This is a genomic window from Neisseria sp. P0001.S007 (genome assembly GCF_051963655.1).
Lineage (GTDB): Bacteria > Pseudomonadota > Gammaproteobacteria > Burkholderiales > Neisseriaceae > Neisseria > Neisseria subflava_A.
In genome coordinates, this window is record NZ_JBQCUB010000001.1 from 119,381 (window position 1) to 144,968 (window position 25,588).

25 protein-coding genes are annotated in these 25,588 nt (G+C 47.3%); 22 read left to right on the forward strand and 3 right to left on the reverse strand.

From position 1 onward, the window contains the following. Positions 1-145 precede the first annotated feature (145 nt). The 4 genes from gatA to ACTHRE_RS00575 all read left to right on the forward strand — a co-directional run bounded on the left by gatA (position 146) and on the right by ACTHRE_RS00575 (position 4,929). Positions 146-1,594 (forward strand): Asp-tRNA(Asn)/Glu-tRNA(Gln) amidotransferase subunit GatA, encoded by a 1,449-nt coding sequence (gatA, locus tag ACTHRE_RS00560; protein WP_070712512.1) that lies wholly within the window; start codon positions 146-148, stop codon positions 1,592-1,594. A 97-nt stretch (positions 1,595-1,691) separates the two neighbouring features. Next, positions 1,692-2,312: a trimeric intracellular cation channel family protein gene (locus tag ACTHRE_RS00565; RefSeq protein WP_004520129.1), complete on the forward strand. Its 621-nt coding sequence runs from the start codon at positions 1,692-1,694 to the stop codon at positions 2,310-2,312. Positions 2,313-2,412: 100 nt separating this feature from the next. Further along, positions 2,413-3,843, forward strand: a complete 1,431-nt coding sequence (gene gatB, locus ACTHRE_RS00570) for an Asp-tRNA(Asn)/Glu-tRNA(Gln) amidotransferase subunit GatB (RefSeq protein WP_070459844.1) — start codon at positions 2,413-2,415, stop codon at positions 3,841-3,843. An 81-nt stretch (positions 3,844-3,924) separates the two neighbouring features. Then, entirely contained in the window at positions 3,925-4,929 is a 1,005-nt protein-coding gene (locus ACTHRE_RS00575) for an FAD-binding oxidoreductase (protein ID WP_377073093.1), read from the forward strand. A gap of 224 nt (positions 4,930-5,153) precedes the next feature. Here ACTHRE_RS00575 and ACTHRE_RS00580 read toward each other — a convergent pair whose 3' ends face one another. Beyond that, positions 5,154-7,262, reverse strand: a complete 2,109-nt coding sequence (locus ACTHRE_RS00580) for a LysM peptidoglycan-binding domain-containing protein (RefSeq protein WP_377073091.1) — start codon at positions 7,260-7,262, stop codon at positions 5,154-5,156. A gap of 156 nt (positions 7,263-7,418) precedes the next feature. On the opposite strand from ACTHRE_RS00580, the gene ACTHRE_RS00585 reads away from it, so the two are divergent. The 5 genes from ACTHRE_RS00585 to ACTHRE_RS00605 all read left to right on the forward strand — a co-directional run bounded on the left by ACTHRE_RS00585 (position 7,419) and on the right by ACTHRE_RS00605 (position 12,384). Beyond that, the gene (locus ACTHRE_RS00585; RefSeq protein ID WP_377073090.1) at positions 7,419-8,078 is read left to right on the forward strand and encodes a class I SAM-dependent methyltransferase; all 660 of its coding nucleotides are present in this window, start codon (positions 7,419-7,421) and stop codon (positions 8,076-8,078) included. A gap of 43 nt (positions 8,079-8,121) precedes the next feature. Continuing rightward, entirely contained in the window at positions 8,122-8,949 is an 828-nt protein-coding gene (gene mutM, locus ACTHRE_RS00590; RefSeq protein WP_070460049.1) for a bifunctional DNA-formamidopyrimidine glycosylase/DNA-(apurinic or apyrimidinic site) lyase, read from the forward strand. A 64-nt stretch (positions 8,950-9,013) separates the two neighbouring features. After that, the gene (locus ACTHRE_RS00595) at positions 9,014-9,799 is read left to right on the forward strand and encodes a 1-acylglycerol-3-phosphate O-acyltransferase (RefSeq protein WP_377073088.1); all 786 of its coding nucleotides are present in this window, start codon (positions 9,014-9,016) and stop codon (positions 9,797-9,799) included. 188 nt (positions 9,800-9,987) lie between these two features. Continuing rightward, positions 9,988-10,725: a redoxin family protein gene (locus ACTHRE_RS00600; RefSeq protein WP_003747251.1), complete on the forward strand. Its 738-nt coding sequence runs from the start codon at positions 9,988-9,990 to the stop codon at positions 10,723-10,725. Between the two features lie 252 nt (positions 10,726-10,977). Then, the gene (locus ACTHRE_RS00605; RefSeq protein WP_377073086.1) at positions 10,978-12,384 is read left to right on the forward strand and encodes a dihydrolipoyl dehydrogenase; all 1,407 of its coding nucleotides are present in this window, start codon (positions 10,978-10,980) and stop codon (positions 12,382-12,384) included. A 79-nt stretch (positions 12,385-12,463) separates the two neighbouring features. Here the strand turns inward: ACTHRE_RS00605 and ACTHRE_RS00610 are convergent, their stop codons facing one another. Further along, on the reverse strand, positions 12,464-13,594 hold the full coding sequence (locus ACTHRE_RS00610) for a PilT/PilU family type 4a pilus ATPase (RefSeq protein ID WP_070590824.1): 1,131 nt from the start codon (positions 13,592-13,594) through the stop codon (positions 12,464-12,466). Positions 13,595-13,798: 204 nt separating this feature from the next. On the opposite strand from ACTHRE_RS00610, the gene ACTHRE_RS00615 reads away from it, so the two are divergent. The 3 genes from ACTHRE_RS00615 (at position 13,799) to lepB (ending at position 17,445) form a co-directional block, all read left to right on the forward strand. Then, positions 13,799-14,500, forward strand: coding sequence for a 5'-methylthioadenosine/adenosylhomocysteine nucleosidase (locus ACTHRE_RS00615; protein ID WP_377073084.1), 702 nt, complete (start codon positions 13,799-13,801; stop codon positions 14,498-14,500). Positions 14,501-14,632: 132 nt separating this feature from the next. Further along, entirely contained in the window at positions 14,633-16,426 is a 1,794-nt protein-coding gene (gene lepA, locus ACTHRE_RS00620) for a translation elongation factor 4 (protein ID WP_070584128.1), read from the forward strand. Beyond that, complete coding sequence (gene lepB / locus ACTHRE_RS00625) at positions 16,426-17,445, forward strand: signal peptidase I (protein ID WP_377073082.1); 1,020 nt, start codon at positions 16,426-16,428, stop codon at positions 17,443-17,445. Before lepA ends, lepB begins: the two co-directional genes overlap by 1 nt. A 54-nt stretch (positions 17,446-17,499) precedes the next feature. Here the strand turns inward: lepB and ACTHRE_RS00630 are convergent, their stop codons facing one another. After that, complete coding sequence (locus tag ACTHRE_RS00630) at positions 17,500-18,378, reverse strand: DMT family transporter (protein ID WP_070584131.1); 879 nt, start codon at positions 18,376-18,378, stop codon at positions 17,500-17,502. A gap of 238 nt (positions 18,379-18,616) precedes the next feature. Between ACTHRE_RS00630 and ACTHRE_RS00635 the strand changes: the two genes are divergently transcribed. The 10 genes from ACTHRE_RS00635 (at position 18,617) to ACTHRE_RS00680 (ending at position 25,587) form a co-directional block, all read left to right on the forward strand. Continuing rightward, on the forward strand, positions 18,617-19,156 hold the full coding sequence (locus ACTHRE_RS00635) for a gamma carbonic anhydrase family protein (RefSeq protein WP_049350611.1): 540 nt from the start codon (positions 18,617-18,619) through the stop codon (positions 19,154-19,156). Between the two features lie 14 nt (positions 19,157-19,170). Continuing rightward, on the forward strand, positions 19,171-19,770 hold the full coding sequence (locus ACTHRE_RS00640) for a Maf family protein (protein WP_377073079.1): 600 nt from the start codon (positions 19,171-19,173) through the stop codon (positions 19,768-19,770). Between the two features lie 88 nt (positions 19,771-19,858). Further along, a complete protein-coding gene (gene rsmA, locus ACTHRE_RS00645; RefSeq protein ID WP_049329405.1) occupies positions 19,859-20,638 on the forward strand; it encodes a 16S rRNA (adenine(1518)-N(6)/adenine(1519)-N(6))-dimethyltransferase RsmA in 780 nt (259 codons plus the stop codon). Positions 20,639-20,645: 7 nt separating this feature from the next. After that, the gene (locus tag ACTHRE_RS00650; RefSeq protein WP_377073077.1) at positions 20,646-20,969 is read left to right on the forward strand and encodes a hypothetical protein; all 324 of its coding nucleotides are present in this window, start codon (positions 20,646-20,648) and stop codon (positions 20,967-20,969) included. Further along, positions 20,969-21,697: an amino acid ABC transporter ATP-binding protein gene (locus ACTHRE_RS00655; RefSeq protein ID WP_003747231.1), complete on the forward strand. Its 729-nt coding sequence runs from the start codon at positions 20,969-20,971 to the stop codon at positions 21,695-21,697. The genes ACTHRE_RS00650 and ACTHRE_RS00655 overlap by 1 nt, the downstream gene beginning before the upstream one ends. A gap of 63 nt (positions 21,698-21,760) precedes the next feature. Next, positions 21,761-22,120, forward strand: a complete 360-nt coding sequence (locus ACTHRE_RS00660; RefSeq protein ID WP_003747228.1) for a hypothetical protein — start codon at positions 21,761-21,763, stop codon at positions 22,118-22,120. Positions 22,121-22,124: 4 nt separating this feature from the next. Then, the gene (locus ACTHRE_RS00665; protein ID WP_296183850.1) at positions 22,125-22,577 is read left to right on the forward strand and encodes a protein YgfX; all 453 of its coding nucleotides are present in this window, start codon (positions 22,125-22,127) and stop codon (positions 22,575-22,577) included. A 38-nt stretch (positions 22,578-22,615) separates the two neighbouring features. Continuing rightward, complete coding sequence (folC, locus tag ACTHRE_RS00670; protein ID WP_377073075.1) at positions 22,616-23,899, forward strand: bifunctional tetrahydrofolate synthase/dihydrofolate synthase; 1,284 nt, start codon at positions 22,616-22,618, stop codon at positions 23,897-23,899. A gap of 13 nt (positions 23,900-23,912) precedes the next feature. Beyond that, on the forward strand, positions 23,913-25,061 hold the full coding sequence (gene ftsN, locus ACTHRE_RS00675) for a cell division protein FtsN (RefSeq protein ID WP_107791927.1): 1,149 nt from the start codon (positions 23,913-23,915) through the stop codon (positions 25,059-25,061). Further along, complete coding sequence (locus ACTHRE_RS00680) at positions 25,054-25,587, forward strand: CvpA family protein (protein WP_107791926.1); 534 nt, start codon at positions 25,054-25,056, stop codon at positions 25,585-25,587. The genes ftsN and ACTHRE_RS00680 overlap by 8 nt, the downstream gene beginning before the upstream one ends. The last annotated feature ends 1 nt before the right edge of the window (position 25,588 follow it).

The window sequence follows — 25,588 nt, forward strand, 5'->3', positions numbered from 1 at the left end:
CAGACGGCCTTTGCTTATCGGCAAGCCCCTATTGCAAGGCCGTCTGAAAGGATACTTTGTTCAGACGGCCCGATTTATTGATTTAAACGGATGTTTTCAATATCTGTTTTGAAAGCAAAAACTGTTTTATAGAAAGTACGGCACAATGACCGCTTACACGCTCAAACAAGCCAGCAGCCTGCTGCAATCCAAACAAATTTCTGCAGTCGAATTGGCGACCGAATATTTGGCCGCTATTGCTGCGAAAAACCCTGCCATCAACGGCTATGTGACCATCGATCAAGATAAGACCCTTGCTGAAGCCAAAGCAGCCGATACGCGTATCGCAGCCGGCAATGCAACGGCTTTGACCGGTGTGCCGGTTGCTTACAAAGATATTTTCTGCCAAACAGGTTGGCGCAGTGCATGCAGCTCCAAAATGTTGGATAACTTCGTTTCTCCTTATACTGCTACTGTGGTGCAAAACCTGTTGGATGCCGGCATGGTTACTCTTGGCCGTACCAATATGGACGAATTTGCCATGGGTTCGACCAATGAGACTTCATTCTACGGCGCAACCAAAAACCCGTGGAACCTTGAACATGTTCCCGGCGGTTCGTCAGGTGGTTCAGCTGCCGTGATTGCAGCGCGTTTGGCACCGGCCGCGTTGGGTTCGGATACCGGCGGTTCTATCCGTCAGCCTGCGTCGCATTGCGGCATTACCGGCATCAAGCCGACTTACGGTACGGTTTCACGTTTCGGTATGGTTGCTTATGCTTCCAGCTTCGACCAAGCCGGTCCTATGGCGCAAACGGCCGAAGACTGCGCGATTTTGTTGAACGCCATGGCCAGCTTTGACGAGCGTGATTCCACCAGTTTGGAACGCGACAAAGAAGACTACACCCGTGATTTGGACAAGCCACTCAAAGGTTTGAAAATCGGTTTGCCTAAAGAATATTTTGGCGAAGGCGCAGATGCCGATGTTCAGACGGCCTTGCAAAGCGTTATCGATTTGCTCAAAGCACAAGGCGCGGAGACTGTTGAAGTTTCCCTGCCGCAAACATCATTGTCGATTCCCGCTTATTACGTTCTCGCCTCTGCGGAAGCAAGTACCAACTTGTCCCGTTTCGACGGCGTACGTTATGGCCATCGTGCAGCACAATTCGGCGATTTAGAAGAAATGTACAGCAACACCCGTGCCGAAGGTTTTGGCAGCGAGGTCAAACGCCGTATCATGATCGGTACTTATGTATTGAGCCATGGTTACTACGATGCTTATTACCTGAAAGCGCAAAAACTACGCCGTCTGGTTGCCAATGATTTTCAGACGGCCTTTGGTCAATGTGATTTCATTTTGGCGCCGACTGCGCCGACTGCCGCGCCTAAACTCGGCAGCGACATTCACGACCCTGTGCAAATGTACTTATCCGATATTTACACCATCGCCGTGAACCTTGCCGGTTTGCCTGCACTGACTCTGCCTGCCGGTTTCAGCGCAAACGGTCTGCCGATTGGTGTGCAATTTATCGGCAACTATTTCTCCGAAGCCAAAATTTTGGGTGCCGCACATCAGGTTCAGCTGAGCAGCGATTGGCACACCAAAGCGCCGGAATAATGTTTTAGGGCCTTGATGATTCAAGGCCGTCTGAAAATAAACCATATAAAAGCGCCTGAATGTATTGAGGTGCTGCATATTGTAGATATTTAAAAACATGACAGCTACCGACTTCATTCAAATCATTGGGACAGCCGCGTTTGCCATTTCCGGCTATTTGGTCGGCTACAACAAGCGGTTGGATGTGCTCGGTGTCGTCATTACTGCGTTACTGACGGCTGTCGGCGGCGGCATGATACGCGATGGCTTGGTCGGCCGGATTCCGCAAGTGTTTTTGCAAACCGATGCGCTGATTGTTGTGTTTGCCACGCTTGCCATCGCATGGTTGATAAGGGTGCAACGTTATCGCAGCACCTATTTGGCTGCTGCTTTTATTATTGCCGATGCCATCGGTTTGGCAGCATTCAGCATTACCGGCGCACAAATCGGTATGACCTTGCAGCTCAATTTGTTCGGCGTTATTTCTTTGGCTTTTGTGACTGCCGTTGGTGGCGGTATTGCGCGCGATATTTTGGTCAATGATGTGCCGATGATTTTGCGCACCGACCTTTACGGCAGTGTAGCCATTTTGATTGGCGGGCTGATTTATCTGTTCGGGCATTTGGGCTGGATTAATATCTTTACGTTAAACCTGCTCTTTGCCGGCGGATTGTTGTTTCGCCTGACTGCATACCGTTTCCATTGGCAACTGCCCGGTTTCCAACGCCGCAGGAAATAAACTTATCTTATCAGACGGCCTATTATGTTTTTTATTCAGGCCGTCTGAAAAACGAATCACTCATTTAACCGATTAACTTTTTTTCGACAGAAAGACCCTTATGACTTGGGAAACCGTAATCGGACTGGAAATCCACGTCCAACTCAACACCCAATCCAAAATCTTCAGCGGCGCATCCACTGCATTCGGTGCCGAGCCTAATGCCCACGCCAGCGTGGTTGAGTGTGCGTTGCCGGGCGTATTGCCGGTAATGAACCGCGAAGTCGTCGAAAAAGCCATCAAACTCGGTTTGGCTTTGGATGCGAAAATCAATCAGAAAAACGTGTTCGACCGTAAAAACTATTTTTATCCTGATTTGCCAAAAGGCTATCAAATCAGCCAGTTGAATTTGCCGATTGTAGAACACGGCAAACTGGAAATCGTAGTGGGCGATGAGGTTAAAACCATCAATGTTACCCGTGCGCACATGGAAGAAGATGCGGGTAAATCCGTGCACGAGGGTTTAAACGGTGCCACCGGTATTGACTTGAACCGTGCCGGTACGCCTTTATTGGAAGTTGTCTCCGAGCCTGAAATGCGTTCCGCAGCCGAAGCCGTGGCATACGCTAAAGCGTTACACGGTTTGGTAACTTGGCTGGATATTTGCGATGGCAATATGGCGGAAGGCTCGTTCCGCGTTGATGCCAACGTATCTGTCCGTCCGAAAGGTCAGGCAGAGTTCGGTACACGCCGTGAAATCAAAAACCTCAACTCTTTCCGCTTCTTGGAACAAGCCATCAATTATGAAGTGGAAGCGCAAATTGAAATCTTGGAAGACGGCGGTAAAGTACAGCAGGCAACCATGCTGTTTGACCCTGAAAAAGGCGAAACCCGTGTGATGCGTTTGAAAGAAGATGCACATGATTACCGCTATTTCCCAGATCCGGATTTGCTTCCGGTCATTATTTCAGACGGCCAATTGCAAAAAGCCAAAGAGCAAATGCCAGAGTTGCCGCATGAAATGGCGGCGCGTTTTGTTGTCGATTACGGCGTGTCTGACTATGATGCGCGCCTGTTAACTGCCAGCCGCGCTCAAGCCGCCTATTTTGAAGAAGCAGCCAAAGCCTGTGGCCAAGGTAAATTAACGGCGAACTGGATGAACGGCGAGCTTGCTGCTACTTTGAACAAAGAAGGTTTGGAATTAGCTGGAAGCCCGATTACGGCTCCACGCCTTGCCGAGTTGGTTGCTAAAGTTGCAGACGGAACATTAAGTAGCAAATTGGCGAAAAAAGCTTTTGAAGCAATGTGGGCCGAGCCTGAAGCAGGTATTGCCGAAATCATCGAAAAACATGGCTTGCAACAAATTACCGACACTGGAGCAATTGAAGCGATGGTGGATGAAGTGTTGGCAAATAATGCGAAAGCCATTGAGCAATTCCGTTCCGGCAATGAAAAAGCCTTGAATGCGATTGTCGGCCAAGTGATGAAAGCAAGTAAAGGCAAGGCCAATCCTGCTCAAGTTCAAGAGTTGATTAAAGCCAAATTAGCTTGATAGATAGGACAGGCCGTCTGAAAAATAGGTCTTATTTTTCAGACGGCCTTTATTTTTGATTCTAAAATTATTCTAAATACCATGACACATACTATTACCTTATCAGATCAAATAACATTTACGGCAAACGATGATGAAACCGTTCTTGCTGCTGCGACCCGTCAGAATTTAAATCTGCCCCATTCTTGTAAAAGTGGCGCCTGCGGACAATGTAAGGCCGAGTTGATGAGTGGTGAATTTGAAATGGGCGATCATATTGATAAAGCCATCAGCGAAGAAGAAAAAGCGCAGGGCAAAGTGCTATTGTGCTGTACTACTGCGAAGAGCGACCTGAAAATCAATGTGCAGGGGTTTAATCCGAATGCTTTGCCAGTGCGCACTTTGCCTGTACGTATCGAAACGATTGAAATCAAACATGATGTTGCTTTGTTGAGATTGGCTTTGCCTAAAGCCCCATCGTTTGCATTTTATGCAGGGCAGTATATTGACTTGTTGCTTCCGGGTAATATTAGTCGCAGTTATTCAATCGCCAATTCACCTGACCAAGAAGGCGTTTTGGAGTTGCATATTCGGAAACGAGAAAATGGCGTATGTTCGGAAATGATTTTTGGTGCCGAGCCTAAAATCAAAGAAAAAGGCATTGTCCGTGTTAAAGGCCCATTGGGTACGTTTACTTTGCAACAAGACAGCAATAAACCGATGATTTTGTTGGCAACGGGTACAGGTTACGCACCTATCCGCAGTATTTTGCTTGATTTGATTCATCAGAATAGCGAACGTCAGGTTCATTTTTACTGGGGGGCACGTCAGCAGGAGGATTTGTACGCATTGGAAGAAGCAGAAGCATTAATAGGCCGTCTGAAAAATGCGAAATTCTCGTCTGTTCTTTCTAAGCCTGATTCCGATTGGAAAGGGGGGAGTAGATACGTGCAAAATGTTGCCGCACAAAATTATCCTGATTTGAGCCAATATGAAGTTTATGCTTGCGGGTCACCAGCCATGACGGAGAATGCGCAAAGTTTGCTGACTCAAAAATGCGCTTTACCGGAAGATGCCTTCTTCTGTGATGCTTTTTCACCGGCATAGTGATGTGTATACAGGATTTATATGTTTGAATGCAGGTGTTAAGAGTAGAATTTGATGGCAATCTGTTTGAAAAAGAGTGTGTTTTTGCACACTCTTTTTTCTATGTGGTAGTTATTGAACAGATGCTTATATAGCTATTTTGTTTTTAAAAATTGAATTGATTATTTATCATAAAGAAAAAGGCCGTCTGAATATTTCAGACGGCCTTTGTTTTGAAGCAAGTATTAGCTACCAATCAGTTTCAAACGTTGACCAGGGGTCACAGTACGGGTATTGCGGTTCCAACGGCGGATATCATTAATATCAACATTGAAACGGTTGGCGATGGTGTTCAAAGTATCGCCTTTGCGTACAGTGTAGGAAACGTTTTGAATCGGGTTGCTGCGGACTTTTGCCGGAGCAGCTGTAACACGGAGGATTTGGCCTTTTTTGATATTGTTGCCTTTGATGTTGTTGGCAATAATCAAATCGGCTACGCTTAAGTTGTAACGTTTGGAGATGTTAAACAGCGTATCGCCATCTTCCACACGGTGTGTGCCTGCTGCAAGTGCTGCAGTTTGTGTGTTTTGTTGGCCATTTACACGGGCAAGACGCGCATTGATGCGTTGTTGTTGTTTAGCGGTATTGGCTGCGATACGTTCTGTACGAGCGTTTTCAGCGGTGACAATAGTTTGAACTTGTTTGGTTTCAGGAGTCGCTTCAGCAACAGTCGCTGCAGGTTCCTCTGCAGGTCGGCTTTGTACCAAAGCCATCAGGTCATCATGCTCTTCTTGAACCGGCGCAGCAGCAACAGATTCAACTGCTGGAGAAGGGGCTACATCGTTTGCGACAACAGTCGGTGCAGTCAAGTCGGCAGGGATAGCCGCTTTGGGTGCTTCTGCAACATTTGTGGTAGCAGGCTCAATAGCAGTATGGACCATGGCTACAACTGGGGCGGTCATTTCTATACTTGCAACTTGAGGCTGCTCTTTGGTTTCTGTTACCGCTACGGAAGTAACGTTTTCAGTTTTGCTGTGTGCAATAAAGTCAACCGGTTTAGTGGACTGAGGAACAACAGGTGCAACAATATTGGTCACGGTAGTTTGAGCGACTTTAACCGGTTCTACTGCGTTGGAAGCAATAATCGGAGACATGGCCGGCATATTGGATTGGTAAGTATCCGGCGTATTGTCTTTGTCAATAAAGTTAATAATGTCTTGGCTTTGGATAGCTGAGTTTTTAGCCACTAAAATGCTGCGGCCTTCAGAAATGGCGCTACCGCTCAGGCCATTGAGGCGTTTGAGTTCGGCTACGCTCATACCGGTATCGTTAGCAATGGCGTTAAGCTTTTTGTTGCCCAAAGAAGTATAAATATCCCAAGACATTAGGGTATCTGGATTGGCATTGCGGTAGTTCTTTTCAAATGCGGAAACCGCAGAAACCGGCAATAACAGGCGACGGTTGTTTTTAGGGATGAATACTGGAGCATTGAAACCTGGGTTGAGTGCCAACAGTTCGCTTTCGCTGATGTTTGCAAAACGAGCAATTGTGCTGTTATCAATAGGTTTGTCGATGCTGACAGATTTGAAATACGGCTGATTGCTGATTTCGCTGATATTCATACCGAAGGTTTGCGGATTGGCAACGATATTGCGGACGGCCAAAAGTTTGGGAACGTAGTTGCGTGTTTCGTTCGGCATACGCAGGTTTTCGTATGTCGGCTCCAAACCTTGCGCACGGGCACGGTTTACGGCGCGACCAACATTACCTTCGCCCCAGTTGTAAGCAGCAAGGGCCAAAGACCAGTCACCGAACATACCGTGCAGGTATTGCAGATAGTTCAGCGCGGCATCAGTAGCGGCGTAAACGTCGTGACGACCGTCATACAAAGGCGTTTTTTCCAAGCCGAAGTGGCGGCCGGTAGCCGGCATAAATTGCCACAGGCCGGATGCGCCGACGTGTGATTTGGCTTTGGTTACAAATGCGCTTTCAATGAAAGGCAACAAAGCGATTTCAGCAGGCATATTGCGCTTTTTAACTTCATTGGCAATATGGTACATATAAGGTTTGCTGCGGGAGATGGTGCGGTCGAAATATGCACTGTTTGCAGCAAATTTGTTTTCATGGCGGCGAACCAGTTCTGTGTTGACTTCGTTAATGCGGAAGTCTTTACGTAATGATGCCCACAAGCTACCAGAGCCGAAGGTTTGTGTTTTGGCTTGGTCGAGCAGGGAAGAGTTGAGGCGCATCATTGCCATGCCGACTTGGTTGGGCGTAGCGTTTTGCGCGTAGGCTGTGGCGGAAACTGCCGACAGGCTTGAAACGGTCAGAACGATGGTTTTTAGTTTTGCCATAGTAAATAGAGTTATCAAATATATAATAAAATTTTGTCCTTTCGATGGTATCGTTTCAGCATTCAAACGTCAAGTCGGGCAGGGAATTTGCGTGTATGATGTGGTCGTGGTGTTAAAATTCTGTCACACAAGTCGGGATGCATAGGAGAGCATTTAATGGAAACTTTTTTTATGCAAACGCCAATGGGGCAATATCTTGCTCAAAAAGAGGCGGATTTTTTCAGACGGCATTTGCAATATTTGAATAGGCAAGTGGCGGTTCAATTGGACGGTGTATGGCAGAGGCCGTCTGAAAATATGATTGTGGTACCGCGCGATGTGCTGATGGATGCTGAAATGTTGGCATTTGAAACGCATTCCGTGGATATATTATTGATGCCCCATCTTTTGGAAATTTCATCTGCCGATTTGGTGTTGCAAGAGGCATTTAGGATATTAAAACCCGAGGGCAGGTTGATTTTAACGGGGTTTAACCTTAAATCTTTGTGGGGGTTGAGCTCGTGGTTTGATGGTAAAAGACTGCCTATGAAATCTCAATGCTTGGCTCTGGCTGAGTTGAAACGAAAAACTGCCGCTATTGGTTTTGAAATGGAATATGGGCAGTTTATGGATTATCTGCCTGCTGTGAATTCATCATCTGCTTTGAAGTTTTGGCAGTTTATGGAAAAGGCAGGGGATAGGTGGTGGCCGCAGTGTGCGGCGGTGTATGGTGTGGTTTTAACGAAACATTTGATTGGTGTCCATCCTTTGCCTGAATTGGAATCTGCATTCGATGGCAATACGGTTGCTTTAAGTACGGCACGTTTGGCCGAATAGTTTTCAGACGGCCTATATATAATGATGAATTTGGAGAATAATGATGCCTGAATTACCTGAGGTAGAAACGACTTTACGCGGAATCGCGCCGCATATTGATGGCAAAAAGATAGAAAAAGTCATTATTCGCCAGTTTAAATTGAGATGGCCTATCCATCCGAACTTGGCGCAAATTTTGGCCGGGCGCAAAGTTTTGGCATGCAACCGGCGTGCGAAGTATTTGATTGTTACTTTTGAAACGGGTATTTTACTTATGCATTTGGGTATGTCCGGCAGTTTGCGGATTTTTACCGCCGATGATGAGCGCATCGCCACGCCGGATAAACATGATCATTTAGATTTTGTATTTGATGACGGTACCGTATTGCGTTATCACGATCCGCGTAAATTTGGTGCGGTATTGTGGTATGAGGGTATTGCCGAGCATCATCCGCTGTTGGAAAAGTTGGGACCGGAGCCGCTCTCGGATGATTTTGATGCAAATTACCTGTATCAGAAATTGAAAACCCAAAAGCGTGCAGTCAAATTAGCGCTGATGGATAATGCAGTGGTGGTTGGTGTCGGTAATATTTATGCGAATGAAAGTCTGTTTAAGGCAGGTATTTCGCCATTGCGTCCGGCGAATAAGCTGACCAAGAAAGAATGCGCATTATTGGTGGAAACCGTTAAAGCGGTTCTGCTGAGGGCGATTGAAACGGGCGGCAGTACACTGCGAGACTTCGTTAATAGCGATGGAAAAAGCGGCTACTTTCAGCAGGAATATACGGTCTATGGCCGCCACAATGAGCCTTGTGTCCAATGTGGCGGGTTGATTTTTAAAGAAACTTTGGGGCAGCGTGGAACATTTTATTGTCCAAATTGCCAGAAATAGTTTCAGACGGCCTTAAATGTCAGAGGCCGTCTGAACATAATGAACACAATACAGAAGAAATTTTATGTCTAAACAAAAAGCTCCTTTTTTTAAACGTCTGAGCCGACTTTGCCGTTTGGCAGCTTGGTTATTCAGAACCGGCCGGGATTTGCGTGCCATTGATGGCAACAATGCAGAGGAACGCAATCATGCTGTGGTTGTTTTGGGAAAAGGTGCGTTGGATGCTTTGGATATCGAATTGGAAATCGGCGTACCGCCTCAAGGAAATGTGAGTGGTACTTTGGTGGTGGCCAACCATGTGTCTTGGTTGGATATTTTTGCCATGAGCGCCGTTTATCCGAGCAGTTTTATTGCGAAACAGGAAATCGGCGGTTGGCCGGTTTTGGGGAAAATGGGTAAAAATGCCGGCACGGTGTTTATCAATCGCAATTCCCGCCGTGATGTCGAGCCGATTAATCAGGCGATTTGTGCAGCATTGAAAGCAGGGCAGAATGTCAGCTTCTTCCCTGAGGCGCGTACTTCTTCCGGCTTGGGTATTTTGCCGTTTAAAGCTGCCCTGTTCCAATCGGCTATTGATGCGAAAGCGCCGATTCAGGCGGTAACTTTGCGATATTATGATGACGAAGGACAACGGACGGATCTGCCATCCTATGCGGAGGTAAACCTGCTTCAATCTTTATGGCGCATTGTTTCTATGAAGAAAATCTGTATCCGCTTGGATTTCTCGCCTCAGTACAAACCGACAGATATGCCTGATAAAGACCGCTATGCTTTGAAGGATATTGCGGAAACAGCCATCGGCGAAATTGTGGCTTCGGATTCTCCCGTTCAGCCCTTACCTAAAAAATAATTTCAGTCAGGTACTTGTTTTATTTCAGATGGCCTTCATTTAGAGGAATAGCTGTTCTCGATTTAATTGAGTTGATAGTTTGATGTAATTAATATTATTTGAACTATAAATTATACAAATCGATAGGCCTGCATTAAAATGCAAGCATTGATTCATTTCTCAAACCCGAATTTTTAAGGAGCTTAAAAATGGCTTTGCAAGATCGTACCGGTCAAAAAGTACCTTCCGTAGTATTCCGCACTCGCGTTGGCGACACTTGGAAAGATGTTTCTACTGATGATTTGTTCAAAGGCAAAAAAGTAGTCGTGTTCTCTCTGCCTGGCGCATTTACTCCAACTTGCTCTTCTTCTCACCTGCCACGCTACAACGAATTGTTTGGCGCGTTCAAAGAAAACGGTGTTGACGCTATCTACTGCGTATCTGTAAACGACACTTTCGTTATGAACGCTTGGGCTGCTGAAGAAGAAGCCGACAACATCTACATGATCCCTGATGGCAACGGTGAATTCACTGAAGGCATGGGCATGTTGGTTGGTAAAGAAGACTTGGGCTTCGGCAAACGCTCTTGGCGTTACTCCATGCTGGTTAACGACGGCGTGGTTGAAAAAATGTTTATCGAACCTGAAGAACCAGGCGATCCTTTCAAAGTGTCTGACGCTGACACGATGTTGAAATACATTGCTCCTGACTGGAAAGCTCAAGAGTCTGTTGCCATCTTCACCAAACCTGGTTGCCAATTCTGTGCTAAAGCTAAAAAAGCGCTGCAAGACAAAGGTTTGTCTTACGAAGAAATCGTATTGGGCAAAGATGCAACTGTTACTTCCGTTCGCGCTATTACTGGCAAGATGACTGCTCCTCAAGTATTCATCGGCGGCAAATACATCGGCGGCAGCGAAGACTTGGAAGCTTACTTGGCTAAAAACTAATTGCCTGTATGCTTGAGACGGTTTGAATAGGCCGTCTGAAAAATAAAATATAGAGTTATTCAGACGGCGTTTACAATTCGGCGTTCTGAATAACTCTATATTTACAAGTAGAATTTGAGATTATTGTTTTAAATCGATATTTAGGTATTAACTATTGATTTTTAAATTTTGATAGTTTATGAAGTTTAGGCCGTCTGAAAACGGATAACCTGATGGCAATATCGGTTTGGATATAGACAGTAAGGATAAAATATGAAAAAGATTCAAGCAGATGTGGTAGTACTGGGTGGCGGTACAGCCGGTATGGGCGCATTTCGCAATGCCCGCCTTCATACAGACAATGTTTACCTGATTGAAAACAATGTGTTCGGCACGACCTGCGCGCGTGTCGGCTGTATGCCGTCCAAATTGCTGATTGCGGCTGCGGAGGCGCGCCATCATGCTTTGCATACCGATCCGTTTGGCGTGCATTTGGATAAAGACAGCGTAACGGTAAACGGCGAAGAAGTCATGCACCGCGTGAAGTCCGAACGCGACCGTTTTGTCGGTTTTGTAGTCAGCGATGTAGAAGAGTGGCCTGCCGACAAGCGTATTATGGGTACGGCAAAATTTGTTGACGAACACACCGTCCAAATCGATGACCACACTCAAATCACTGCAAAAAGTTTTGTGATTGCTACCGGTTCGCGCCCTGTGATTTTCCCTCAGTGGGAAGTTTTAGGCGATCGCTTGATTGTGAACGATGATGTTTTCTCTTGGGATACCCTGCCTAAGAGTGTGGCCGTGTTTGGTCCTGGCGTAATCGGCTTAGAGTTGGGTCAGGCTTTGCACCGTTTGGGCGTAAAAGTTGAAATTTTTGGCGTAGCAGGCGCGATTGGCGGTATTTCAGACCTTGTTGTCGCTGAAGAAGCCAAAACCGTTTTTGGCGAAGAATTGACTTTGCATTTGGATGCCAAAACCGAAGTTAAATTGGATGCAGAAGGCAATGTTGAAGTTCATTGGGAACAAGATGGCGAAAAAGGTGTATTCCATGCCGAATATGCTTTGGCTGCCGCCGGTCGCCGTCCGAACGTAGACAATATCGGTTTGGAAAACCTGAATATCGAAAAAGATGCGCGTGGTGTGCCTGTTGCCGATCCGTTGACCATGCAAACCAGCATTCCGCACATCTTCATCGCAGGCGATGCGTCCAATCAATTGCCTCTGTTGCATGAAGCTTCCGACCAAGGCAAAATTGCCGGGCACAATGCCGCTATTTTCCCGAATGTTGAGGGCGGTTTGCGCCGTAGCGTAATCGGCGTGGTATTCACCAGTCCGCAAATTGCCACTATCGGTTTGAAATATGCGCAAGTTGCGGCAAAATATCAACCTGATGAGTTTGTCATCGGAGAAGTTTCCTTCCGAAACCAAGGCCGCAGCCGCGTTATGTTGGTAAACAAAGGCCATATGCGTTTGTATGCTGAGAAAGCGACCGGCCGTTTCATTGGTGCGGAAGTTGTCGGCCCTGCTGCCGAACATTTGGCACACTTGATGGCTTGGGCGCATCAAATGAAGATGACGATTCCGCAAATGCTGGATATGCCGTTCTACCATCCGGTTATCGAGGAAGGTCTGCGTACTGCATTGCGTGATGCCGATGCAAAATTGAAACAGGCTTGATTATTTGATGGAATAAAGGCCGTCTGAAACTCGTAGTGAGGTTTCAGACGGCCTTTTTTATACTTTGAAGCTTTTACTTTTAAATCAATTCTAAATCCGGACCGGCATTTTGTGCGCGACGGCTTCGTAATTGAATGTCTAAGCGCAAGTCATGGGCGGAGTCGGCATTTTTAATAGCGTCTTGATAGCTGATATCGCCGTTTTCATACAAATCATATAAGGCTTGGTCAAAAGTAATCATGCCCATGCCAGTTGATTTTTTCATCATTTCTTTGATGTTGTGGACTTCGCCTTTTTGAATCAAGTCGGCAATAATCGGCGAATTGAGCAAAACTTCGACCGCCGCCACACGACCCCGTCCGCTTTCACGGGGAATAAGTCGTTGTGAAATAAAGGCTTGCAGGTTGAGCGATAAGTCGGTCAGCAACTGGGTACGGCGCTCTTCGGGGAAGAAGTTGATGATGCGGTCGAGTGCTTGGTTGGTGCTGTTGGCGTGCAGTGTCGCCATACACAAATGGCCGGTTTCCGCGAAGGAAATGGCGTAGTCCATGGTCTCGCGGTCGCGGATTTCGCCAATCAGAATGACATCCGGTGCTTGGCGCAGGGTATTTTTCAATGCAATCGGCCAATTTTCGGTATCTACGCCGATTTCTCGTTGGGTGATGATGCAGTTTTTGTGTTGGTGGATAAACTCAATCGGATCTTCGATGGTGATAATGTGGTCGAAGCTGTTTTCGTTTCGATAGTCGATAAGAGAGGCGAGGGAAGTGGACTTGCCCGAACCTGTACCGCCGACAAAAATAATCAGGCCGCGTTTTCTGAGGGCAATGTCTTTCAGAATCGGTGGCAGATTAAGCGTTTCAAATTTAGGGATATTGCTGGTAATGGAGCGGAATACCAAAGCTGTTGCGCCGCGTTGAACCATGGCATTGACACGGAAGCGGCTGGTATCGGGCAGGCTGATGGCAAAGTTGCATTCGTTGGTGGAAGAAAATTCTTCGATTTGTTTGGAAGACATAATCGAAAAAGCGATTTCCATACATTTTTCAGCACTTAACGGCTCATCGCTCAGTCGCGTGATTTTGCCGTCCACTTTCATGGCAGGCGGGAAATTGGTGGTAATGAAAAGGTCGGAGCCTTTGTATTTGTTCATATGGCGTAGCCAAGCGAACAATTCTTCTTTTGCGCCCGGAGTATTTTCGTCAAACATAAGAATTTAGGTATTTGAAATAGAGTTATTTTATTGAGAATAATTATAACAGAAGCAATCATTATTTGCTGTTTTGCCCGCTAGAGCGGCAATCTGTTTTAAATTGAGTATCGTGCTGGGAATATAGCAGATTTTTCAGTATCCCTGTGATTTTAAATTCTGCTGTTATAATGTTGCCCGATTAGTGAATGGAAAGGTAACGAGATGTCAGTACAAACAATTGCCGTGGTCGGCGCAATGGAACAGGAAATCGAGCTTTTGCGTGAAAGCATGACCAATGTCAAGCATGTGTCCTTCGGTAAATTCTCGGCGTATGAAGGCGAGTTGGCCGGAAAACGCATGGTATTGGTTTTGAGTGGTATCGGTAAGGTCAATGCGGCGGTTTCGACTTCTTGGGTCATTCATCAGTTTGCACCGGATTGCGTCATTAATACCGGCAGTGCAGGCGGTTTGGGTAAGGGGCTGAAAGTCGGCGATGTGGTCATCGGCGAAACTGTGGCGCATCACGATGTTGACGTAACGGCTTTTGGTTATGTTTGGGGGCAAGTACCGCAACTTCCTGCTGTGTTTGCATCGGATGAAAACCTGATTCGCCAAGCAGAAAAGGCGGCGCAAGTGTTTGAAGGTGCGGCCGTAACGCAAGGCCTGATTGTCAGTGGCGACCGTTTTGTGCACAGCAGCGAAGGTGTTGCGGAAATCCGCAGTCATTTCCCTGACGTTAAAGCAGTAGAAATGGAAGCTGCGGCGATTGCGCAGACCTGTCACCAGTTGGAAGTGCCGTTTGTGATTATTCGGGCTGTATCCGATTCGGCAGATGAGAAAGCGGACATCAGCTTTGAAGAGTTTTTGAAAACGGCTGCCGTCAGCTCGGCGAAGATGGTGACCGAGATTGTTAAATCGCTATAAAATCATGCAAAAGCGTTGAATTTCCGTTAGAATACGGAACGATTCAACCTTATTCTAAGGCCGTCTGAAAACCGAATCCCTGTTTTTTCAGACGGCCTTTCCGACTTTAATTGCATTTATCTTAATAACAATATGAAAAACATACGGAATTTCTCCATTATTGCCCACATCGACCACGGTAAATCAACGCTTGCCGACCGTTTTATCCAATACTGCGGCGGTTTGGATTTGCGCGAAATGAGTACGCAGGTGCTCGACTCCATGGACATCGAAAAAGAGCGCGGTATTACCATTAAAGCGCAAACCGCAGCGCTCAACTATAAAGCACGCGACGGGCAGGTGTATCAGCTCAACCTGATTGATACTCCGGGACACGTCGACTTCTCTTACGAAGTATCCCGTTCGCTGTCAGCTTGCGAAGGCGCGCTTTTGGTCGTTGACGCATCGCAAGGCGTGGAAGCGCAAACCGTGGCGAACTGCTATACCGCGATTGATTTAGGCGTGGAAGTTGTTCCTGTTTTAAACAAAATCGACCTGCCTGCCGCAGAACCCGAGCGCGTGGAGCAGGAAATTGAAGACATTATCGGCATTGATGCCGTTGGTGCGGTTCAATGTTCTGCCAAAAGCGGCATTGGTGTGGAAGATGTTTTGGAAGAAATCATTGCCAAAATCCCTGCGCCGACCGGCGATGAAAATGCGCCGTTGCAAGCGGTTATTGTCGATTCATGGTTTGACAACTATGTCGGCGTGGTTATGTTGATTCGTGTGAAAAACGGCACCATCAAGCTGAAAGACAAAGTGCGCTTTATGAGCACTAAGGCGGAAACTCAGGTTGAGCAGCTGGGCGTTTTTACGCCGAAATCAGTTCAAAAACAAGAACTCAAAGCCGGTGAAGTAGGCTTTTTAATTACCGGCGTGAAAGAATTGGGTCAGGCGAAGGTCGGCGATACGGTGACTTTGGTTGCCAACCCTGCCTCTGAACCGCTGCCTGGCTTCCAAGAAGTACAAAGCCAAGTATTCGCGGGTCTCTACCCCGTGGAGAGCCATGACTATGAAGCCTTGCGTGACGCTTTGGAAAAATTGCAGCTGAACGATGCTTCGTTGAAATTTGAGCCTGAGGTTTCCCAAGCATTGGGCTTCGGCTTCCGTTGCGGCTTCTTGGGCCTGTTGCACTTGGAAATCGTGCAGGAACGCTTGGAGCGCGAGTTCGACATGGACTTGATTACCACTGCGCCAACGGTGGTTTATGAAGTCGTGTTGAAAAACGGTGAGAAAATCGAAGTTGAAAATCCGTCCAAACTGCCTGAAATCAGCACCATCGAAACCATTCTTGAGCCGATTATCACTGCGACCATCCTCGTGCCGCAGGAATATGTCGGCAACGTCATGACTTTGTGTAACCAAAAGCGTGGTGTTCAGGTCAATATGCAATACATGGGCCGTCAAGTCATGCTGACTTATGATTTGCCAATGAACGAAGTCGTAATGGATTTCTTTGACAAACTTAAATCGACTTCGCGCGGTTATGCTTCGTTGGACTACCATTTCAAAGAGTTCCAACCGTCTGATTTGATTAAGCTCGATATTATGGTCAACGGCGAAAAAGTCGATGCCCTGAGTCTGATTGTGCACCGTCAAAGCGCCATTCATCGCGGTCGAGAGCTGGCATCAAAAATGCGCGAACTGATTCCGCGTCAAATGTTCGACATCGCCGTCCAAGCCGCCATCGGCAGCCAGATTATCGCCCGCGAAAACGTCAAAGCCCTGCGTAAAAACGTTTTGGCGAAATGTTACGGCGGCGATATTACGCGTAAGAAAAAACTTCTCGAAAAACAAAAAGCAGGTAAGCGCCGCATGAAACAAGTGGGCAATGTGGAAATCCCGCAAAGCGCATTCTTGGCAATTCTGCAAGTGAGTGATAAATAATGAGTATAAATCTGACTTTAGGCGCAATCGTTGTACTGCTGGCCGGCTTGGTCCTCAACTTCAAAAGTAGTAAAGAGCGTCAGGAAAACGGCGAATGGAGCTCCGGCCTGCAATGGAGTTATCTCCTGTGTATGGTCGGCGTATTCGGCATTTTGTCCGAATTTATGAGCTTTACCGCCGTATTGCTGGTGTTTGTCGTGCTTACCGGTATTGTTTGGGCAATCCATAAAGGCCATCTGAAAAAAAGCGAGACCGGCGAAGACAATGCGCATTTTACCGACTACATGGGCGGCTTTTTTCCCATCATCTTGGTTATCTTTGTGTTGCGCAGCTTTATTGCCGAGCCGTTCCAAATTCCGTCCAGCTCCATGCGTCCGGGCTTGGTCAAAGGCGATTTTATCTTGGTGAACAAATTCTCTTACGGTATCCGCCTGCCGATTTTGAATAAGGTCATTATCCCTGTCGGCAACATTGCACGAGGCGATGTTGTGGTGTTCAATTACCCACTTCAGCCAGAGATGAATTACATCAAACGTATCGTCGGTATTCCGGGCGACGTTGTGGAATACCGTGATAAGGTTTTGACTGTTAACGGAGAAATTATTTCCGAAAAACCAAACGGTAATTATCAATACGCAGATGATACCGATCCGTCTATGATTCATACGCTTGAGCGTTTTCAGACGGCCTTGAACGGCAAAAACTTTGATGTGGTCAAGGAGGCCGGTCAGCCTTCCGTATCTATTGCTGTATTGAACAAATATACTTCCGAAGTGATGCCTGAAAGCAATTACTCGCTTGAAACAAGCGGTTTGGAAAATTGCGAATACGCAGAAGACGGCAATGGCTTTATCTGTAAAGTCCCAGAAGGCCGTTATTTCGCAATGGGCGACAACCGCGACAACAGCGCCGATTCCCGTTACTGGGGATTTGTCGATGATAAACTGATTGTCGGTAAAGCCTTCTTTGTTTGGATGAACTTTGGCGAACTCAGCCGTATCGGTACCAGTATCCAATAAGCAATAAACAGATTAAAAGGCCGTCTGAAATTTTTCAGACGGCCTTTTTTGTATCTATTTTTTGTCTTTTAACGAACCCAAATAAATTGCCAATAAAGTCAAAGTGGCGCCACACCATTGGACGGTATTAATCGGTTTATCCAGCCAGAAATAATCGATCAACATGGCGGCGACTGGTTCGGAGAGCAGTAGTAGGCCGGTCAATGATAAGGATAAAAGCGGGATGGCGTAAGCAATCAATGCCCAAGCAAAGCATTGCATGACGATGCCGTAGATGGAGACTAGAATCACATCGTTTAAAGTTTTGGGGTAAAGACGGGCAGCATCGAATAACAGCGATGGGATGACCAGCGCCATTGCGCCGCCGAAGCTTAAAATCATCATCAGCGGAAACAAACCGACTTTTTCCTGCTCATGGGTTTTGCGTACGAAAACCATAGACAGGGCCAGCATGGCACCGGACACTACGCCGCTGACAAATCCCCATGCGGCATTGTCGTTATGACCGAACTCTGGGCTGCCGATTAAGGCTACGCCTATGGTGGCCAATATCAAACTTAAAATTTGCAGGGTGCTTAAACGTTCCGAATAAAAGAAGAAGCCGATGGCGGCTAAAAAGAAAATCTGCAGGCTGTTGAGCAAGGTGGAAATGCCGGGGCCTACGGCGTGAATACTTTCGTGCCAAAGGGCGAGGTCGAATGCGAGGAAAACGCCGGATAAGATTGCGTAGCCAACTGTTTTTCTTTTTGTGGGCATTTTTTGTCTGAAAAAACGCCCGAGCAGGAAGAATATAGGGGCGGCGATCAGCAAGCGCCAGAATGCGATGGCGTAAGAGCCGACATCGACAAATTTGACAATCAAACTGCCCAAGCCGAAGACGACGCAGCCGACGACCAATAGGGGCGCTGCATAATTTCCCGAACGTGTGTTCATCGGCCTCTCCAAGAATCAAATGAAGGCGATTATTCCATAAAAGATAGATGAGGCGCTAATGATAAATAGTCGTCAGCCAAGATAAAGGGTTTATGATGAAAGGCCGTCTGAAAATTGTTTCAGACGGCCTTTTGATGATTTTCTGGCTTGATTTCGTATTGTTGTAGTATAAAATCGTTTTACGCCGTGTTTTCAGACGGCCTGATCAGTTTTGGTTTTGAGAAAAGGATTATTGGAAATGGCAAACCCTATTCGTGCGTTTTTGGATTATGTGCCGTCGGTTGATGAGTCTTGTTTTGTAGATGAGACTTCGGTAGTGATTGGCGAAGTGTCGCTGGCGGAAGATGTATCGATTTGGCCTTATGCTGTATTGCGCGGCGATGTGAACAGTATCTCTATCGGCAAACGCAGCAATGTGCAGGACGGCAGCGTTTTGCATGTGTCGCATAAGAATGCGGCGAAGCCTGACGGTTCGCCTTTGATTATCGGCGATGATGTGACAATTGGACATAAGGTCATGCTGCATGGCTGCCGAATTGGGAATCGTGTGTTGGTGGGCATGGGCTCGATTATTTTGGACGATACGGTTGTCGAAGATGATGTGATGATAGGTGCGGGCAGTTTGGTGCCGCCGCGCAAGCGTTTGGAAAGCGGTTTTTTATACGTCGGTTCGCCTGTGAAACAAGTGCGTCCGCTGACTGATGAGGAAAAGGAATTTTTGACGTATTCCTCTGCGCATTATGTCCGCCTGTCCGGCCAGCATAAAATTTCAAAATAAGGACAACCAATACAATGAACGCAATTTATCTGGCTTCGGGCAGTCCGCGCCGTCGTGAGATTTTGGAGAATTTGGGTTTCACGGTACGCCGCCTTCCTGCGGATATTGATGAAACCCCTAAAGAAGGCGAAGCCGCAGTAGAGTATGTGCGCCGTATGGCATGCGAGAAAAATCAGGCAGCGGTGGCGCAATGGTTTGCTGCTCATGATCAAGAACCTGAGTTTGCTGTATTGACGGCGGATACGACGGTGGCGGATGGTGAGGCTATTTTGGGTAAACCGGAGTCCGAGGCGGATGCAGTCGATATGCTGGAACGCTTGTCCGGACGGACGCATCAAGTGCTGACGGCTGTATGCGTTTACTGGCAAGGCGTGCGCCATGATGTGGTGCAGACGAGCGAAGTGCACTTTAAAACGTTGACGGCTGAGGAGATTGCAGCCTATGTTGCCAGCGGCGAACCGATGGATAAAGCCGGTGCGTATGGGATTCAGGGCTTGGGCGGCGTATTTGTCGAGCATTTGCGGGGTAGTTTTACGGGCGTAATGGGTTTGCCGGTTTATGAGACCGCGCAACTACTGAAATCTTTGGGTTTGGAAGCGCCTCCGTTTGCTTAAAATTAGGCAAATGCCGTCTGAAAGCGTGCCGACAAAAACGCCTGTTTCAGTTACAATACTGCCTTAAACAGCTTGCTTGAAGAAAGATATGAAAGAACATAAGGCCCGGAAACGCTTCGGGCAGAATTTTTTGCAGGATACGCGGATTATTAGCGATATTGTCAATGCGGTCAGACCGCAGCCTGATGATATCGTGATTGAAATCGGCCCGGGCTTGGCCGCTATTACCGAGCCTTTGGCGAAAAAACTTAACTGCCTGCATGTTTGCGAAATCGACCGCGACATCGTACGCCGTCTGAAAACCTTGCCGTTTGCAGATAAATTGGTGATACACGAAGGCGATGTATTGCAGTTTGATTTCAACAGCATTGAAGGCAAGAAAAAAATTGTCGGCAACCTGCCGTACAATATTTCCACGCCACTTTTGTTCCGATTAAGCGAAGTGGCAGACGATGTGATCGATATGCACTTTATGCTGCAAAAAGAAGTGGTCGAACGCATGGTGGCGCAGCCGAAAACCAACGACTATGGCCGTCTGGGCGTGATGCTGCAATATTTCTTCGATATGGAAATGTTGATTGAAGTACCGCCTGAATCCTTTGATCCTGCGCCGAAGGTGGATTCGGCCGTGGTGCGCATGATTCCGGTGAAACACCGCATCGGTAAAGCGGAAGATTTTGAACATTTTGCCAAACTGGTGAAACTGGCTTTCCATCAACGCCGCAAAACCATACGCAATAATTTGAAGGAACTTGCCGGCGATGATGATTTGCAGGCAGTCGGCATCAATCCGCAGGACAGGGCAGAACACATTGCCGCTGAAAAATATGTGGAATTGAGCAATTATTTGGTTCAAAAGGCCGTCTGAAACAGTGATGGCAATTTTTAAGCAACCTCCTATTCAATGGGGGTTTCTAGGTGATTCATATTTGTGGCGCGAGTTGGCACAGTATTTTTCCGGTAAGGACATACCGCCTGAGCGGCACCGTTTTGAAGCAGCAATTATCGGCGCAGTTTGGGTATTGACCGGGCATCGTCTCGATAGGGAAGAGCAATTTAAAGTCAATCGGTACAATCAAGGCGGAATTTCCTGCGGCATAGTCAGTTGCCGCTTTTGGCTGGAAACTGCCATTCCTTTGCTTTGGCAGCGGCAAGCGCAACTCAAGCTCCGAAAATTTTGGCAGTTTGGAAAGAAATAATGATTAAATTCAAAAATGTACACAAACATTTTAAAGATCTGCACGTTATCAACGGCGTGAATCTGGAAGTCAAGCAAGGCGAGGTGGTCGTTGTATGTGGTCCTTCAGGCAGTGGCAAATCAACGCTGATTCGTACGGTAAACCAACTCGAGCGCATTGAAAGCGGCGAGATTTGGGTGGACGGTATCAATGTTGCCGATCCGAAAACCGATTTGAACAAAGTGCGCGAAGAAGTGGGCTTTGTGTTTCAAGGGTTCAATCTGTATCCGCATTTGACTGTCTTGGAAAATATTATTCTTTCTCCGATGAAAGTGAAAAACCAAAGCCGTGAAGAGGCGGAAAAGAAAGCGATGGAGCTTTTGGAACGCGTCGGCTTGGCGCATAAAAAAGACGCGCTGCCCGGCCAGCTTTCAGGCGGTCAGCAGCAACGTGTGGCGATTGCACGCGGTTTGGCGATGGAGCCTCGCGTGATGTTGTTTGACGAGCCGACTTCCGCGCTTGACCCTGAAATGGTCGGCGAAGTATTGAAAGTGATGAAAGACTTGGCGGAAAGCGGCATGACCATGATGTGTGTGACCCATGAGATGGGTTTTGCGCGCGAAGTTGCCGACCGTGTGATTTTTGTCGATAAAGGCCAGATTCTGGAAGATGAAACGCCGGAAGAATTTTTTACTAATCCGAAACACGAGCGTGCCAAACAATTCTTGCAACAGGTGATGACACATTAAACTCGGGCCGTCTGAAATTTCAGACGGCATGATTGGTTTGAATGATTTTGAAAGTTGAAAATAATGTATTTTGTTGACCGTACTGCTGTTGTACTGAAGCCGACCGCCCGTTTTTTGGAATGGCTGAAATCCGCCGATGAAAATATGCCTGACCTGACCGTCGAGCAACTGCGCACCAACTGCTCTGTATTCCTTGTACCGCAATTTGACGAACCCGAATCCGTCATTTCTTATTTTGACGAACGCTACCAGCAGATTTTTGAAGCCGAGTTGGCCGGCTGGGACATCGATAAAAGCAAATGGCCGCAAGACATGAGCTTGAAGGCTTTTTGGGAATTTTTCGATACCGAAATCCACGATATGGTTTTGGATATGGAAGAGGCGGAATTGAACATTACGCCTGTTTTCGACAATATGATGTAAAGCCGTGCGAAGTTTTCAGACGGCCTTAAAGCCCTCGCGTTCTTTGAAAATTCTGATTGTCTTCTTACACCTTTCGGTGTTGGCCTTATGCCTTACCGAGTTTTACGGCTGGATGATGTGGCTGGGTTTGGCGGCGTTGGCCGGCAGTTTTGCCTATGCTTGGCGCAGCGTTAATTTTCATGCTCAAAATGCGGTCAGAAAAATTATCATCGACCGCCAATACCGTGCGACGGTTTACTTGACTGACGAGGAAGAGGGAAGAAGCGCGGTTTTGCAAGACAGCAGTATGTTGACAGTTTATACTTTGTTTCTGCAATGGAATGTTGACGGGAAAATAGTCAAACACTGCATCTTGCCCGATATGGCCGACCGCGATGCCTACCGCCGTCTGAAAGTATGGGCGCGCTGGTGTCGTGAAAAAGAAGACAAAGCAGAACTTGCGGCAGATATGGATTAAACGGCTGTTTCAGACGGCCTTTTGAAGCGATAAATACAATGAAAACATTACAAGACTGGCTTTCTCATTTGGAGACTGCCCATAGTTCCGGCCTTATCGATATGGGTTTGGAACGCGTGGGAGAAGTGAAAAAACGCATGAATTTGGTGCCGCAGTGTCCTGTCGTCGTGGTGGCGGGTACCAATGGCAAGGGTTCCGTATGCGCCTATTTGTCGCATATTTATAAAGAAGCCGGTTTTAAAGTCGGTACGCTGACCAGTCCGCACCTTCTGCGTTACAACGAACGAATCGCCATCAACACTCAGCCGGTTTCAGATGAACTGATTGTTTCCTCATTTGAGCGCATCGAAGCGGCGCGAGGCGAAATTTCGCTGACGTATTTTGAGTTTAATGCTTTGGCTGCCGTCGATATTTTCATGCATGAAAATGTAGACGTAATGATTTTGGAAGTCGGCTTGGGCGGACGATTGGATGCTGTGAATGTATTTGACGGCGACTGCTCGGTCGTTACCAGCGTGGATTTGGACCATCAGGCATTTTTGGGCGATACCGTTGAGCAGGTCGGTTTTGAAAAAGCCGGAGTGTTCCGTAGCGGCAAACCTGTCGTGTGCGGTCAGAATCCTGCGCCTGAATCATTGGTTAAACACGCAGAAGAAATTGGTGCAAAACTGTTGATGGTTCAACGTGATTTTGATTTTGCGTCAATGGAAAGCGTACAGTGGAACTACCGCTTCCATCCGCAATCTTCAGACGGCCAAAGCCGTAACCGTAATTCCTTACCGTTTCCTGCTTTGCGCGGTGCCTATCAGTTGTCTAATGCCGCGTGTGCATTGACTGTGTTGGAATGTTTGAACGAACAATTGCCGGTTGATATCGGCGCGATTAAACGTGGTTTGTTGTTGGTTGAGAATCCTGGACGTTTCCAAGTTTTGCCCGGCCGTCCGCTGGTGGTCTTGGATGTCGGCCACAATCCGCACGCAGCCCGTGCTTTGCGCCGCAGCCTGATTAACCTTGCCTTTGCCCAAAAACGTACCGCCGTATTCAGTATGTTGTCCGACAAAGATATTGATGGCGTGCTGGAAATCGTTAAAGACCAGTTTGACGAGTGGAATATCGCGCCTTTAGATGTGCCGCGCGGCATGACGGTAGAGGCTTTGCAGGCCAAATTGGCTGAACACGGCATCGATAATGTAAATGTTTTTGAAACTGTCGCTGCTGCCTATCGCACTGCTTTGGCTAAAGCAACCGAAAATGATAGAATCGTTGTTTTCGGCTCATTCCATACTGTTGCCGATGTAATGGCTGTTTTGAAAGAACACTAACGAGGAAATTATCATGTCCGACAATAAACAAAAAGAAACTCCAAACGGATACGATTTAGACGGTTACGAACAACTCAAACGTCGCAACCGCCGTCGCTTGGTCTTGGCCTCCGGCTTGGTGGTGGCATCGGGTATGCTGTTCGGTCTGGCACTGACTTCCGGCGACGATAAAAATTCACCGTTTAAAGAAGCGCCTGTCGGTCAGAGCCAAGTCAAAAAGGCTGACGAGCCGAGCAAGGCTGTTGTTTTGGAGCCGAATAAAGAGGATGTTGCTGCTGCCGAGGAGGCTGCCCGCCACGCGGATGCCGAAGCGCCAAATAAACCGCAAAATGCAGGCGACGAAGAAGACAATGCGCCGGTTGAAGTATTGAAGCCAAGCCGTGAATCTGCCCCCGAAGATGTTGGCGAGCCGTTGGTTTTGATCAACGATACTTTGGATGACGGCAATATTAAAGGTTTGGAAGAGTCCGAACGTATTCAACGTGCCGAGGCTGCCAAACGTGAAGCTGCAGAGCGCCGAGCCGAAGAACGCCGCCAACGTCAGGCTGAACAACGTGCTGCTGCGGCCCGTAAAACACAAGCCCAACAGGAAACAGCAGAGAAAGAAAACGCATTGGCAGCTAAAAAACGCGTACTTCAAGCGCGTGCTGAAAAAGCAGAGCGTGAAGCCGCTGCAGAACGCAATAAATTGGCACAATTGGAAAAAGCAGAGAAAGCCATTGCCGAGCGTAAATCTGCCAAAAACAGCAAAGACAGCGTAAAAGACAAGGCCGAACCTGCTAAGAAAGCAGAAGCCAAAGTTGAAAAACCAAAAAATGAAAAAGCTAAACCAGAAACGGCCAAAGCAGAAAAAGCCGATAAGGTAAAAACTGCCGAGAAGCCGTCTGAAAAAGCCAAGCCTAAAGCTGAAAAAGAAACAGCAGAAGCCAAGCCTGCGAAAAAAGCTGCCATTCAGGCTGGTTATGCTGAAAAAGAACGTGCGCAAAGCCTGCAACGTAAAATGAAAGCCGCAGGTATCGACTCGACCATTACTGAAGTGATGACCGATAAAGGTAAGGTGTATCGCGTGAAATCAGCCAGTTATAAAAATGCACGCGATGCAGAGCGCGATTTGAACAAATTGCGTGTACATGGCATTGCCGGTCAGGTGACCAGTGAGTAATTTGCCTGTTGCCGATTTGTTGGCTGCCGCCGTCATCGTCATCTGCATCATTATCTCGTTGACACGGGGTATTATTGCCGAAGCAGGGGCGATGGTGGCGTGGGTGGTATCGTTTATTGCCGCCAGAACGCTTGCCATGCCGTTTGCCGATGTGGTCTTTAAATCGGTTGAGCCGCATTCTTTGGCGGTTGCCATGGGTTTTGCCGCTGTGTTTTTTCTGGCATGGCTGTTGCAGAAACTGGCACGATCGCTGTTGAGCAGTTTGATGTCTGCCGTTGGTTTGGGAAGCATCAACCGTTTGCTTGGCGGCGTATTCGGTGCAGTGAAAGGTGTGATTTTGGTGACACTGGCAGTGATGGTTTTTTCACACACTGATTTGCCGAAAACGGAAGAGTGGCAAAGTTCGCACACAATTCCGTATTTTGAATCACTTGCCGATGCTGCAATGCCTTATCTGCCTGGAAAAGATACCGCAATGTCCCATCTTTCGGGTAAAGCGGCTGAAGTTGAAGAATTGGATGATTAAG

Bases quoted from the DNA above. Each gene is read 5' to 3' on its own strand.
- gatA (WP_070712512.1), top strand. From the start codon at position 146: ATGACCGCTTACACGCTCAAACAAGCCAGCAGCCTGCTGCAATCCAAA.
- ACTHRE_RS00565 (WP_004520129.1), top strand. From the start codon at position 1,692: ATGACAGCTACCGACTTCATTCAAATCATTGGGACAGCCGCGTTTGCC.
- gatB (WP_070459844.1), top strand. From the start codon at position 2,413: ATGACTTGGGAAACCGTAATCGGACTGGAAATCCACGTCCAACTCAAC.
- ACTHRE_RS00575 (WP_377073093.1), top strand. From the start codon at position 3,925: ATGACACATACTATTACCTTATCAGATCAAATAACATTTACGGCAAAC.
- ACTHRE_RS00580 (WP_377073091.1), bottom strand. From the start codon at position 7,262: ATGGCAAAACTAAAAACCATCGTTCTGACCGTTTCAAGCCTGTCGGCA.
- ACTHRE_RS00585 (WP_377073090.1), top strand. From the start codon at position 7,419: ATGGAAACTTTTTTTATGCAAACGCCAATGGGGCAATATCTTGCTCAA.
- mutM (WP_070460049.1), top strand. From the start codon at position 8,122: ATGCCTGAATTACCTGAGGTAGAAACGACTTTACGCGGAATCGCGCCG.
- ACTHRE_RS00595 (WP_377073088.1), top strand. From the start codon at position 9,014: ATGTCTAAACAAAAAGCTCCTTTTTTTAAACGTCTGAGCCGACTTTGC.
- ACTHRE_RS00600 (WP_003747251.1), top strand. From the start codon at position 9,988: ATGGCTTTGCAAGATCGTACCGGTCAAAAAGTACCTTCCGTAGTATTC.
- ACTHRE_RS00605 (WP_377073086.1), top strand. From the start codon at position 10,978: ATGAAAAAGATTCAAGCAGATGTGGTAGTACTGGGTGGCGGTACAGCC.
- ACTHRE_RS00610 (WP_070590824.1), bottom strand. From the start codon at position 13,594: ATGTTTGACGAAAATACTCCGGGCGCAAAAGAAGAATTGTTCGCTTGG.
- ACTHRE_RS00615 (WP_377073084.1), top strand. From the start codon at position 13,799: ATGTCAGTACAAACAATTGCCGTGGTCGGCGCAATGGAACAGGAAATC.
- lepA (WP_070584128.1), top strand. From the start codon at position 14,633: ATGAAAAACATACGGAATTTCTCCATTATTGCCCACATCGACCACGGT.
- lepB (WP_377073082.1), top strand. From the start codon at position 16,426: ATGAGTATAAATCTGACTTTAGGCGCAATCGTTGTACTGCTGGCCGGC.
- ACTHRE_RS00630 (WP_070584131.1), bottom strand. From the start codon at position 18,378: ATGAACACACGTTCGGGAAATTATGCAGCGCCCCTATTGGTCGTCGGC.
- ACTHRE_RS00635 (WP_049350611.1), top strand. From the start codon at position 18,617: ATGGCAAACCCTATTCGTGCGTTTTTGGATTATGTGCCGTCGGTTGAT.
- ACTHRE_RS00640 (WP_377073079.1), top strand. From the start codon at position 19,171: ATGAACGCAATTTATCTGGCTTCGGGCAGTCCGCGCCGTCGTGAGATT.
- rsmA (WP_049329405.1), top strand. From the start codon at position 19,859: ATGAAAGAACATAAGGCCCGGAAACGCTTCGGGCAGAATTTTTTGCAG.
- ACTHRE_RS00650 (WP_377073077.1), top strand. From the start codon at position 20,646: ATGGCAATTTTTAAGCAACCTCCTATTCAATGGGGGTTTCTAGGTGAT.
- ACTHRE_RS00655 (WP_003747231.1), top strand. From the start codon at position 20,969: ATGATTAAATTCAAAAATGTACACAAACATTTTAAAGATCTGCACGTT.
- ACTHRE_RS00660 (WP_003747228.1), top strand. From the start codon at position 21,761: ATGTATTTTGTTGACCGTACTGCTGTTGTACTGAAGCCGACCGCCCGT.
- folC (WP_377073075.1), top strand. From the start codon at position 22,616: ATGAAAACATTACAAGACTGGCTTTCTCATTTGGAGACTGCCCATAGT.
- ftsN (WP_107791927.1), top strand. From the start codon at position 23,913: ATGTCCGACAATAAACAAAAAGAAACTCCAAACGGATACGATTTAGAC.